The organism is Halomonas sp. Y3, from assembly GCF_024137965.1.
GTDB lineage: Bacteria > Pseudomonadota > Gammaproteobacteria > Pseudomonadales > Halomonadaceae > Halomonas > Halomonas mongoliensis.
Genome location: NZ_CP099975.1, coordinates 1,647,784 through 1,660,586, shown reverse-complemented (window position 1 = coordinate 1,660,586; position 12,803 = coordinate 1,647,784). Strand labels below are relative to the sequence as shown.

The 12,803-nt window shown below is 70.5% G+C and carries 6 protein-coding genes; all 6 read right to left on the bottom strand.

Annotated elements, in window-relative coordinates; all coding sequences use genetic code 11:
- Nucleotides 1-22: 22 nt before the first annotated feature.
- Nucleotides 23-3,160, bottom strand: coding sequence for an efflux RND transporter permease subunit (locus tag NHL60_RS07905; protein ID WP_253451148.1), 3,138 nt, complete (start codon nt 3,158-3,160; stop codon nt 23-25).
- Entirely contained in the window at nt 3,157-4,290 is a 1,134-nt protein-coding gene (locus NHL60_RS07900; protein ID WP_253451145.1) for an efflux RND transporter periplasmic adaptor subunit, read from the bottom strand. The genes NHL60_RS07905 and NHL60_RS07900 overlap by 4 nt, the downstream gene beginning before the upstream one ends.
- Nucleotides 4,287-6,503, bottom strand: a complete 2,217-nt coding sequence (locus tag NHL60_RS07895; RefSeq protein WP_253451142.1) for a TolC family protein — start codon at nt 6,501-6,503, stop codon at nt 4,287-4,289. Before NHL60_RS07895 ends, NHL60_RS07900 begins: the two co-directional genes overlap by 4 nt.
- 246 nt (nt 6,504-6,749) lie before the next feature.
- Nucleotides 6,750-7,214: a DUF6586 family protein gene (locus tag NHL60_RS07890; protein WP_253451139.1), complete on the bottom strand. Its 465-nt coding sequence runs from the start codon at nt 7,212-7,214 to the stop codon at nt 6,750-6,752.
- Nucleotides 7,211-9,838 carry a type I DNA topoisomerase gene (gene topA / locus NHL60_RS07885; protein WP_253451136.1) on the bottom strand — a complete coding sequence of 876 codons (2,628 nt, stop codon included), beginning with the start codon at nt 9,836-9,838 and terminating at the stop codon, nt 7,211-7,213. Before topA ends, NHL60_RS07890 begins: the two co-directional genes overlap by 4 nt.
- A 239-nt stretch (nt 9,839-10,077) precedes the next feature.
- Nucleotides 10,078-12,681 (bottom strand): DUF3141 domain-containing protein, encoded by a 2,604-nt coding sequence (locus NHL60_RS07880; protein WP_253451133.1) that lies wholly within the window; start codon nt 12,679-12,681, stop codon nt 10,078-10,080.
- Nucleotides 12,682-12,803: the final 122 nt, after the last annotated feature.

Here is a 12,803-nt window from a genome sequence, read left to right as displayed (position 1 = left end):
ACGTATATCAACGATAGGCGATTCAGGCATGCTGCGCCCGTCGCTCGAAGGGCACCCGCATCAGCAGCGAATAGAGCACCGGCACCACGCAGAGGGTGATCAGCGCCGCGGCCAGCAGGCCGAAGATGATGGTGATCGCCATGGGCGCCCAGAGCAGCCCGCCCCCGAGCCAGAGCGGTAGCAGGCCGCCGCTGGTGGTCAGGGTCGACATCAGCACCGGGCGCAGGCGTCGCCGCCCCGCCTCGAGGATCGCCTCCTGGGGGGAGTGCTCCTCGCGCTCGAGATCGATGCGGTCGATCAGCACGATGGCGTTGTTGATGACGATGCCGGCCAGGGACACCACGCCCAGGAAGGTCATGATGCCGAAGTGGGAGCCGGTGATGGTCAGGCCGAAGATCACCCCGATCAGCGACATCGGAATGGTCATCAGGATGATCAGCGGCCGGCGCAGGGAGTTGAACTGCACCACCAGCAGCAGCAGGATCGCCATGGCGCCGATGGGCAGCTTCTCGGCGATGGAGTCGGTGGCCGTCCGGGACGACTCCACCTCGCCGCCGAATTCGTAGAAGGTGCCGTTCGGCCACTCGGCCTGCCGCTCCTCGAGCCAGGGGCGCAGCTCGGCCGCCACCCCGGCGGCGGTGACCCCGGGCGCCAGCTCCGCTTCCACGGCGATGGTGCGGAAGCGGTCCCGACGCAGGATGCGCGCCGGCCCCCAGTCGAGCTCGACCTGGGCTACCTGGGCCAGGGGCACCCCCACCCCGCCGCCGGCGGGCAGCACGGTCACGCCCTCCAGGTCGTCCGGGGTGCGCGCCTCGCCGCGCTCGTTGCGCAGCTGGATCGGTACCAGGGTGTCGCCGTCGCGGAAGGTGCCCACCGTCATCCCGGAGAGCGCCGTCTGCAGGCTCAGCGCCACGTCCCGCTCGGTGACCCCGGCCCGCAGCGCCCGGGCCGGGTCCACCTCGACGCGCAGGCGCTTGATCCACTCCCCCCAGTCGTCGCGCACGTTGCGGGTGCCGGGCACCTCGGCGACGCGCTGACGCACCTCTTCGGCGATGCGCCTGAGGGTCGCCTCGTCGTCGCCGGAGATCCTCACCGAAAGCGGCACCGTCACCGGCGGGCCGAAGCTGGTGGCGGCAACGGTGGCCTGAAGGTCCGGGAAGCGCTCGCTGAGCCAGCCGTCGAGGCGCTCGATCACCCCGTCCACCGCCTGCCAGCGGTTGGTCTGGAGCAGCAGGAAGGCGTATTCGGGGCTCGGGGGCTCGGGGGCGTGGTTGATGATATAGCGCTCGCCACCGAAGCCGATGAAGCTGCCCCAGCGATCGACCCCGTCGCGGACCCAGTCGCCCGCCTCGTCACGCTCGGCGGCAAGCTCCTCGGCCAGAAAGGCCTCGACCTCCTCCACCACCGCCAGGGTACGCTCGATGGGCGCCGAGAAGGGCAGGCGCAGCTCGGCGGTGACGATGGTGCGCTCCGCCTGGGGGAAGAAGATCTTGGGCAGCGGCCCGAAACCGAGCCAGGCCAGGCCGAGCAGGCCGGCCACCGCGGCCAGGGTCAGGGTGCGATGGCGCAGCAAGGCCAGCAGCAGGCGGCGGTAGCCGGCATAGACCCGCTCGGCGATGCGCGCCGAGAGCGGCGGTCGGCTCTCACCGTCCTCCTGATGCTCGGGCGAGGCGTCATCGTCCTTCGGTTTGACCTTGATAAAGGCCACGCAGAGCAGCGGGATCATGGTGAGCGAGAGTAGCCAGGAGGAGAGCAGCGTGATGGTCACCACCTGGAAGAGCGAGCGGGTGTACTCCCCCACGTCGGAGACCGCCAGGAACTGGGGCAGGAAGGCCGCCGCCGTGGTCAGCGAAGCGGTGAGCAGCGGGAAGCGCAGCTGCCGGGCGGAATCGAGCGCCGCCTGGCGCACCGACTTGCCCTCCCGAGCCGAGACCTGAATCGACTCCACCATGACGATGGCGTTGTCCACCAGCATGCCCAGGGCGATGATCAGCGCCCCCAGCGACACCTGGTCGAGGCCGATGTCGAAGAGCCCCATGAAGGCGAGGCAGGCGAGTATCGCCGAGGGCACCAGGCTCGCCACGATCAGCCCGGTGCGCAGCCCCAGGAAGAGCAGCATCACCAGGCAGACCAGGGCCACCGCCTGCAGCAGGTTGACCAGGAACTCGTTGATGCGCTCCTCGACCCGGTCGGGCTGGTTGGCCAGCACCTCGAACTCGAGGCCCACGGGAAGCTCCCGTTCGAGGCGCTCGATGGCGCCCTGGACCTGTTCGCCCAGGTCGAGGATATTGCCCCCGTCGCGCATGGCAACGGCGATGGCCAGCCCCTGGACGCCGTTGGCATGGTAGCGGGTCATGGGCGGGTCGGCGTAGCCGTGGCGCACCTCCATCAGGGAACCCAGGGGCACCAGGGTACCGTCGGGCAGCGGCAGCAGCGCCCGACGGATATCGTCGATATGGGTGAAGTTGCCGGTAGGCTCCAGCACCAGGCGCTCGTCGCCGGTGCGGATCGCCCCGCCGGGCAGCACGATGTTGCGCGCGGCGAGCAGCTGGGCCAGCCCCTGGGGCGAGACGCCAAGGTCGGCCAGGCGCGCCTCGCTGTAGTCGAGGAAGATGCGCTCCTCGGCATAGCCGTGCAGGTTCACCTTGGCCACGTCGTCGAGCATCAAGAGCCGGTCGCGAACGTCGTCGGCGACCTCCTTGAGCTCGGACGGCTCATAGCCCTCGCCGGTCAGCGAGAGCATGATGCCGAAGACATCGCCGAACTCGTCGTTGATGATGGGCGCCAGCGCCTCGTCGGGGAGTTTCCCCCGGGCATCGCCCACCTTGCGGCGCAGCTTGTCCCAGCCGGCCCGGACTTCCTTGACATCCGGACGCAGCTCCACGCGGATGATGGAGACCCCGGCCCGGGAGGTGCTCTCCACGTGGTCGAGCTCCGGCATCTCCATGATGGCGGTCTCCAGCGGGTCGGTGACCAGCTGTTCGACCCGCTCCGGGGTGGCGCCGGGCAGATAGGTGACCACCTGGGCCACCCGCACGGTGACCGCCGGATCCTCGGCCCGGGAGATGGAGAGATAGCTGATCAAAGCCCCCAGCAGGACGACCAGCAGTCCCGCTATGGTCACCCGGTTGTAGCGCAGCGCGGCCTCGGTCAGGGTCACGGCGAGGCCTCCGCATCGACGTCATGGTCATCGATCAGCCGCACCCGCATGCCGTCGTGGAGCCGGCTCATGCCCGCCACGATCAGCGCTTCGCCGGGCGCGAGGCCCGCCGCCACCTCCAGGCGCTCGCCGTGGCGCCCGCCCAGGGTCACGGTGCGGCGCACCACCTGCGCCTCGCGGCCGTTGGCCAGGTCGTTGCCCTCCGCGGCATCGGGCTCGGCGACATAGACGAAGTGGCCATCGATATCCTGCTGCACCGCCGCCATGGGCACCCAGATGCCGCTGCCGGGACCGCCCAGGGGCAGCGTCAGCTCCGCCGCCATGCCGGGCCGCAGCCGCTCGCGCTCGGCGTCGGCAAGATCGACCAGGCGCACCCTGAGCGGCCAGGTGGCCTGGCGCGGGTCCACCGGCAGGCCGATCTCGGTCACTTCGCCGGCCAGGTTGAGGTCGGCGAGCGGCAGGCGCACCCGCACCGGGGCGCCGGTGGCAAGCTCGCCGAGCAGGTCCTCGGAGAGGGCCGCTCGCACCTCCAGGTCATCGCCGCAGGCCAGCACCAGTACCGGCTGGCCGGCGGCGACGTTCTCGCCGGCCTCCGCCAGGCGGCTGGCCACCCGGCAGTCGCCGGGGGCCTCGAGCTCGGTGAATGCCAGCTGCCGCTCGGCCAGGGCCAGGGCGTCCCGGGCGCCGTCACGCTGCGCCCTGGCCGCCTCCACCTGGGCCCGGGCGGCGTCGAGGCCCCGGGCCGGCACGCTGCCCGCCTCATAGAGGCGCCGGGCGCGCTGCCACTCGGCCTCGGCGTTGGCCGCGGCCGCCTCGCTGCCGGCCAGGGCCGAGCGCGCGCGATCCCGCTGCAGGCGCAGGTCGGTGGCCTCGAGCCGGGCCAGGGGCTGGCCGGCTACCACGGACTCCCCCGTCGCCACCTCCAGGGCCTCGATGCGGCCGGCCACCCGAAAGCTCAGCCGGCGGTTGGCGACCGCCTCCAGGCGGCCCGGCAGCTCGCGCGCATCTGCCGCCCCGCTGGCCTCCACCGCCAGGGTGCGCACGGGGCGCAGCGGCGCCTCGTCTACCGTCTCCTCCGCACAGCCGGCCAGCAGCGCCAGCCCGACCAGCATCACGCCGCGTAGGATCATCGTCTCCCTCCCCCATGATCGGGCCTGTCCTTTCCTGTCAGCAGCCGCTCCCGGGCCCGCTCATCCATGGGCCCCGGGGTCATCCCCAGGGCCCGCTGCAGATGCACCAGCGCCTGCAGCGCCTGCCAGCGCCCCTCGGCGGCGGCGAGCCCCGCCTGGCGGGCGCTGGTACGGGCATCCAGCAGCGCCACCTGAGGCAGCGTCCCCTCCCGCCAGGCCGATTCGACAAGCCGCAGGGCCTCCTCGGCATGGTCGCGGGCCTCATCGCGCAGCGTGACGCGCCGCCAGGCGGCGGCGAGCTCGACGCTGGCCGCGCGCAGCCGGGCCTCGAGCCCGAGGCGCGCCTCGGCGTCCTCGAGTGCCACTCGCTCCAGGCGTGCGGCGGCCCGGTCCCGCTCGATACTGCGCCGGCCGCCGGCGTAGAGGGGCAGCCGCGCCGAGACGCCAAGGCTCCACTGGTCACGACCGGTCTCGGGGAGCGCCACGCCGGCACCCTCCAGGACACCCACGCCGGTCTGGATCAGGGGGCTCCCGGACTCCCAGGGAGCCCGCTCCCCCTCCCCGCCCCGGGAAAATTCGCTGGTGTAGCGCGCCTCGAAGCCCACTTCCGGCAGCCAGAATGCGCGACGGCGTGAGGTCAGTTCACGCTCGGCGGCCCGGCGCAGCTCACCCACCGCCTCGAGCTCCGCGGAGTCGCCGAGGAGTCGCTCCACCAGCTGCGCCTGCCAGGCGGCCAGGCTTGCCGGGGCGGCGAGAACCGCACGGAAGCGGTCGTCATCGCCCAGCCACTCGGGATTCTCCAGGTCCGGCTCGGCCGGTGCCAGAGGGGCGGCCGGGTGGCGACCCAGCCGCCGGTTAAGGGCGATCGCCAGCCGCTCGCGGTCGGCCACCGTCTGCTCCAGGCGCTCCCGGGCCTGGGCGAGCTCCGCCTCGAAGCGGGCCACCTCGCCGCGGCCCAGGGCCCCGGCGGCTTCATCGCGCCGCGCCCGATCGCGCTGGGCCCGGGCCAGCTCCAGGTCGGCCGCGAGCACCTCGCGGCTGGCCTCGAGGCGCAGCAGGTCGAGGAACTCCCGGGCTACCTCCAGGGCCAGGTCGAGGCTCTCCACCTCCAGCTCGGCCCGGCGAGCCCGGTCGAGGCGTTCGCTGATGCCGATGGCGGCCAGGGCCGGTTCGGAGAAGAGCAGCTGCTCCAGCACCACTCCCCCGCTGGTGCGGCGCTCGGGCTCCTGGCCCAGGGCCGAGCGGGCTCGGTGCTCGTCGATGACGCGGCCGGTGGCCTCCAGATAGAGGTTGGGGCGGTAGCGCGATACCGCCAGATCACGGTCGAAGGCCTCGACCTCCACCGCCTGACGGGCGGCGGCCAGGCCGGGGCTCCCGGAAAGCGCCAGAGCGACGGCCCGCTCCAGGGAGAGCGAAGCGTCCCCGGACGGGGCCTCGCCCACCAGGCGCGATTCGCCGAGCAGCGCGAAGCTGGGCGACCAGTCGAGGCGGGCGGCGGTCTCGAGGTTGAGCCAGGGGCGATCCAGCGTGGGACGCGAGGTGAGCGGCTCCGGCGTGCGGCCGGCGGCGAGGTCATCCAGGCGCAGCGCCAGGCGACGCAGCCAGGCGTCCGGGTCCAGGGCGCCCGGCGAGGAGAGCAGTGCGCCGCGCTCCACCTGGCGGGCATCGGTGAGCGCCACGCTCGGCAAGCCGGCACCGCCCAGCGCTGCAAACAGCGCCTCCTGAGCGGCGGCGTCGAGCCGGGGCAGCGCCAGCACCAGGGCCGCATCTCCCCCCTGCAGCGCCTCGGGGTCGAGCCTTCCGGCACCCTCCACGGCCAGCGGCACCAGGCTGGCGCCGGCCTCGCCGGCGCGGCCGGCCAGGGCCCGGGCGGCGGCATCCAGCGCCTCGGCCGGGCCCAGCAGCAGAACACGCTCGGCGCCGGTCAGGGGCTCGAGGACAAAGGGGTCGGTAGCGGCAAGAAACTCCGGCGTCTCCAGGCGGCTCAGGCCGGGCAGGGGGACGCCGCCGCCGTGGACGGAGGCGGCGATTTCGGGAGCACGCCGCCCGGCCGAGAGGCGCGCAAGCTCCTGGCGCAGGGCGGGCAGGTCGGCCTCGCCACCGGGCAGCAGCGTCACGTCAAGGGCATGATCCGCCGCGACCAGAGAGGGCGGCGCCAGCAGCAGGGCCAGCAGCGGGGAGATGAACAGGCGCTTCCATGCGGTGACGTTCATGTCAGTCGGCCGGTGGGTGGGAGATGGCACCGAGTATAAACAACTGTTTGAAAGTTGCCAGGCTTGAGCTGACTCAGCCAAGGGAGCGCCGGGGACAGGTCGAAGAGGGGGTCCTATGCCAGGGATGGCATCGGTAGCGCCCAGGGAAGGGTTTACAGCGCCCCCTCGCAGACCTGTTGCCGGATAAGCTCCCGATGAAAGAACTCGAAAGTGGCAGCCACCGCTGCCTCTGTCATCCGGGGAGCCCTACCACTCCTGGCTGGTTTCGCGCAGGGCGGCGACCTCGGCCTTGGCCGCCTGCAGACAGCCGTGGAGCTCCTCGCCCAGGGCGGCGGCGCTGCCCACGGCGATCAGGCCGGCAGCGGCACCGGAGCGGCGCCTGGCGGCGCCCTCGCTTGCGTGCAGCGCTTCCAGCCGGGTGATCAGCCAGCCGAGCCAGCTGCCGGGCTGGGCGGCGAGCTCGCGCAGGCGATGCAGCTCGGCGATCTCGGCGCCCGCGGGGCCGAGCAGCTCCCGCCAGGGGTGGGCGGGCAGGCGTGCATGCTCGGTCACCTCGCGCAGCAGGGACTCCAGGGCCAGCTCGGTGAGCGCCAGGGCGCCCTCCTCGGCGGCCATGCGGCGGGCCTCGGCGTGCTCATCCTCGCCGCAGGGGGTGCCGAGCAGCAGCTCGGCCTGATAGAGCAGCTGATTGGTACGGGCTCTCGGGGTCACTTGCGCTTGTCCTCCACCTGCCAGCGGCTGCCGTCGAAGGTGGCCTTCCAGCCGGTGGCCTTGCCCTCCTCCTCGGTCATCACGAACTGCTCCTTGGCCTTGCGCGAGTAGCGGATCTGGGTCGGGCGGCCGTCCGGGTCCTCGCTGGGGGCGTCGAGCAGGTAGCGATACTTGTCGGGCAGCTCCTCGGCGTGGGCCTTGAGCTCGCGCACCAGAGGCGGGCGGGTCTCGCGGTTTCTCGGGAACTTGCTGGCCGCCAGGAAGAGGCCGCTGGCGCCGTCGCGCAGCACATAGTGGTCCTCCACCTTCTGACAGGCCAGCTCCGGCATGTCGATGGGATCCATCTTGGGCGGCGCCACCTCACCGCTCTTGAGCAGCTTGCGGGTGTTCTTGCACTCGCTGCTGGTGCAGCCGAAGTACTTGCCGAAGCGGCCGGACTTGAGCTGCATCTCGCTGCCGCACTTGTCGCACTCGATGGTCGGGCCATCATAGCCCTTGATGCGAAAGCGGCCCTGTTCGATCTCGTAGCCGTCGCAGTCCGGGCTGTTGCCGCAGATATGCAGCTTGCGGGTCTCGTCGATCAGGTAGCTGTCCATGGCGGTGCCGCACTTGGGGCAGCGCTGCTTGGCGCGCAGGGCGTCGGTCTCGGCCTCCTCCCCGGCGTCGGCGGCCACCGCCTCCTCCCCCGGCAGCAGGTCCATGGTGGTCTTGCAGCGCTCCTTGGGCGGCAGGTTGTAACCCGAGCAGCCCAGGAAGACCCCGGTGGAGGCGGTGCGGATCTGCATCTTGCGCCCGCAGCTGGGGCAGTCGATATCGGTGGGCACCGGCTGGTTGGGGCGCATCCCCTCCTCGCTCTCGGCCTCGGCCAGCTCCTTCTTGAACTCGGCGTAGAAGGCGTCGAGCAGCGCACGCCAGTTGCGTTCGCCCTCGGCCACCTCGTCGAGGCTGTCCTCCATGCGCGCCGTGAAGGAGTAGTCCATCAGATCCGGGAAGGACTCCTTGAGCCGCTCGGTGACGATATCGCCGAGCTTCTCGGCATAGAAGCGCCGGTTCTCCAGCTTGACGTAGCCGCGATCCTGGATGGTGGAGATGATCGAGGCGTAGGTGGAGGGGCGGCCGATGCCGCGCTTCTCCAGCTCCTTGACCAGGCTCGCCTCGGTGTAGCGGGCCGGCGGCTTGGTGAAGTGCTGCTGGGGGTCCAGGGCGGCCAGGGTCATGGGGGTGCCCTCGGCGAGATCCGGCAGGGTCTGGTCCTCGTTCTTGCCGGCCGGCTTCATCACCCGAGTATAGCCGTCGAACTTCAGCACCCGTCCCTTGGCCCTGAGCTCATAGCCCTCGGCCTGGACGGTCAGGGTGCTGGAGAGGTACTCCGCCGGGGTCATCTGGCAGGCCACGAACTGTCGCCAGATCAGCTCGTAGAGGCGTTCGGCGTCGCGCTCCATGCCGGCCAGGTCCGTGGCGCGCCGCCCCACGTCGGAGGGGCGAATGGCCTCGTGGGCCTCCTGAGCGCCCTCCTTGCTGGAGTAGCCGTTGGGGGCCTCGGGCAGGTAGCGCGGCCCGAACTCCTCGCCGATGAACTCGCGCACGCTCTCCACCGCATCCTTGGAGAGGTTGGTGGAGTCGGTACGCATATAGGTGATGTAGCCCGCCTCGTAGAGACGCTGGGCCAGCATCATGGTCTTCTTCACCGAGAAGCCGAGCCGGCCGCTGGCGGCCTGCTGCAGCGTCGAGGTGATAAAGGGCGCGTTTGGCTTGGAACGCGTGGGCTTGTCTTCCCGGGAGGTGATGGCGAGCGACGCCTGGCGCAGGGCGGCGATGCGCTCCAGGGTCTCCGCCTCGGAGGTGGGCCGGAAGGCCTTGCCATCCTGGCGCGCCAGCTCGAAGCGCACCGGCTCGCCCTCCTCGGCGACCAGGTCGGCGTGGACGTCCCAGAACTCCTCGGGCACGAAGGCGCGGATCTCTCGCTCCCGCTCGACGATCAGCCGCATGGCCACCGACTGCACGCGGCCCGCGGAGAGCCCCCGGGCGATCTTGGCCCAGAGCAGCGGCGAAAGCATGAAGCCCACTACCCGGTCGAGGAAACGCCTCGCCTGCTGGGCTTCGACCCGGGGAATGTTGAGGATGCCGGGCTCCTTGAAGGCCTCCCGGATGGCATTCTTGGTGATCTCGTTGAACACCACCCGCTTGTAGCGGGTCTCGTCGCCGCCGATGGTCTCGCGCAGGTGCCAGGCGATCGCCTCCCCCTCGCGGTCAAGGTCGGTGGCGAGATAGACGGCGTCGGCCTTCTCGGCGAGCTTCTTGAGCTCGGCCACCACCTTCTCCTTGCCGGGCAGGATCTCGTAGTTGGCCTGCCAGCCGTGCTCGGGGTCGATCCCCATGCGGCGGATCAGCTGCTCCTGGGACTTGCGCTTGCGGTACTCGGCCTTCTCCTCCGGCGACATCTTGCGGGTAGCTGCCGCCTGGCGCGCACGCTCCTTGGGGTCCGAGGCCGCCTTGCCCGAGCCGCTGGTCGGCAGGTCACGAATATGCCCCACGCTGGACTTCACGATGAAGTCGCTGCCGAGATACTTGTTGATCGTCTTGGCCTTGGCCGGCGACTCGACGATGACCAGTGACTTGCCCATAGTGCTCCACTGAAAGTGCACGGCGCGGGCCACAAGCCCACGCCTGACGATGCCATACCGCCCTGACTCGGCGGCGAAAAATGCGCCTACCCTAACCCAGCGCAGAACATCGCGCCAGTCGCAGCCGCGGCGGAGTGCCTCTTGACCCTAGACCGCCCCGAGGCGCCAGTGCAAGGCCCTTAAACGGCAGCGCCCCCGCTGCCTTGGGCAGCGGGGGCGCCTTTGGTGGAGCCGCGAGGCTAGCGCTTGCGCCCGCCTCCCGCCGGCTTGCGCCGCGGAGTGGCGGCGCGCCGGCGCGGGGCTGCCGACGAGGTAGCTCCCTTCTCCGCAGGCTCGGCGGGCGCTTCTGCCTTGGCGTCGGGCTCGGCCTTGGCATCGGGCTTGGCCTTGGCAGCGGGCTCGGCCTCTGCCTTGGCGTCGGGTTCGGCCTTGGCGCCGGGATCGGCCTTGGCAGCGGACTCGGCTTCTGCCTTGGCCTCAGGTTCGGCCTTAGCAGCGGGCTCGGCTTCTGCCTTGGCGTCAGGCTCGGCATCGGCGGCAGGCTGGGACTCCATCAGCCCTTCCAGGCTGTTGAACGCCAGCCTCTGGGCCTCGGCCTGGCTGCCGATCCACTCCTCGGCCTCGGCGCGGGCCTGGGCCTCGATGATCGGCGCCTGGTCGATGGCCCGTTCGAAGAGGTCGCGAACCCGCACCAGACGCTCCCGGGAGTGCTCGGAGAGCTCGCCGCTGGCCGCCAGCACGTGCTCGATATGCTCGAGGTGGGTGGCGATCTGCTCCGCCGTCTGCCCCTCAAGCAGCTGGGGCAGCGCCTCGACGGCCCCCTCACGATCCAGCTTGAGGATAAAGAACTGTTCGCGCATCAAGCACTTGAAGTCGGCCAACGAGAGCTGCGGCTCCAGCTCCGCGTGGGTGGCACGCAGGCGCTTGAAGTTGCGCTCGTCGGTGGAGGTCGCCCCGCCCAGCACATAGATCAGGGCGCGGATCACCGCCTCATGACTGCCACCCTCGGCGATACGTTCGGCGAGCTCCGCCTGGCGGCGGGCGATGAAGCGGCGATGCTCCGGCTCGGCCCCGGGGCGGCGGCGATGCACATGGGCATCACCGCCCAGGCCCACCAGGGACTGCAGCAGCGGCTGGCCATAGAGATCCAGAAATAGCCGTTCGGTGGCGCCGTCGCGAAGGTCGCGCCAGGCGTTCAGGGTGCCGGTGATCTGGCTCGAGGCCACCGACTCCAGCACCCGGAAGAGGTTGTCCTCGTCAAGCGCGTGGCGGTCCCGGCGAATCCCGTCGGCCAGCACCGAAATGGGCGCCATCAGCGGGTTGCGGTCGGAGAAGAGCCGGTAGCCCAGGCGATTGGGGTGCATGCGGCGCATCCAGCGAGCCGACTCCGGGGTCGCCATGGCACGCAACCAGGGCTGCAGGAAGAGCCGATAGAGGCCCAGGTTGATCTCCGAGATCCGCGCCACCGTGGCAAAGCGCCTGTCGTCCTCGGGGCTGTGCTGCACCACCCGGTCGAGCTCCTCGATGCTGCGCGACTGGAACTCCAGCAGGTAGTCACGCTCGATCAGCTCCGCATCGTCGCGCTGGGCCGCCTCGGAGACGGTGGTCTCGTAGAGACCCGGAGGCAGCACGTCGATATAGTCCATGTTGGCGGTGAACTCGGTGTGCTCCTTGCGCGAGACGTCACCCGAAACGAAGATCCCCAGATGGCCGGTGCTGTCATGGACGCAGTAGACGATGGTCTGCTCGTTGGCGATCACGTCCTGGGTGCCCTCGTAGAGGTCGCGCACCCAGCCCAGCGCCTGGGGCGGCGGCGTGATGTCGTCACCCCAGGAGCAGAACACCACCACCGGCGAGCGCACATTGCGCAGGTCGATGCGGCGACCGTCGGAGGTCACCATCTGGGCGGTGGAGAGACGGTTGCCCACGAAGAGGTTATCGACGATGTACTGGATCTCCTCGCCGCCCAGCACCACGTGACCGCCCCACCAGCGTTCGAACTCCAGGTAGCGCTCCGCCTCGGTATCGACGTTGGCATAGAGGCGATACTGCTTGGTCCAGTGGGTATTGGCCGGGTTGAGGTTCTCGAAGTTCTGCACCAGCCAGGCACCGTCGAACTGCCCCGCCCCCAGGTCGCTGAATAGAGAGGTCATCCAGCTGCCGCCGGTCATGCCGCCGGTATAGCGCATCGGCGCCTGGCCGCGCACGCCGGCCCAGTAGGAGAGCGGTGAGCCGGCGATCAGAATCGGGCCGAAGAGGTCGGGTTCCAGGGACGCCGCCATCATGATCTGCCAGCCGGCCTGGCAGTTGCCCACCACCATGGGCTTCTCGGCATAGCTCTGGGCATGGCGCTCGTTGACGTGGCGCAGGAAGGCGATCTCCGCCTCCACCACGTCCTCGACGGTCTGGCCGGGCTCGGGATAGGGCAGGAAGCCGATGAAGTAGCAGGGGTGGCCGGCACGCAGCGCCACGCCGATCTCGCTATCGGGCTTGAAGCCGCCGATCCCCGGGCCGTGGCCGGCGCGGGGGTCGACCACCACGAAGGGGCGCATCTGGAGATCGGTGGGATAGCCCTGGGGGGGGAGGATCCGCAGCAGCTCATAGTTGACCGGGCGAGACAGCTCACGGCCGTCCATCAGCACTTCGGCCTCGAAGCCCAGCACGCTGGGCTTGGTCTTCTCGATATGTTCCAGGTACTGGTTGCCGCGAACGCGCATCACGTCCAGATAGAGCACGCTGCGCTCGAAGGCGTCCAGCCAGTAGCGGCCGGCGGCGCGGCCGAACCCGAAGGGGTCCAGCAGGGACAGCGCAGCGGCCGGGGGAGTCGGCATGGGAAGGTTCATTGCGAGCTCCTGGCATTGCGGTCAGGGGAAGAGGGGGCATTGCCGCATCGTCACGGCGACATTTGCTGCATTGCAATATAACGCAGATTAGACGAGGCAGCGAGTGAAAAATGCGTGACACC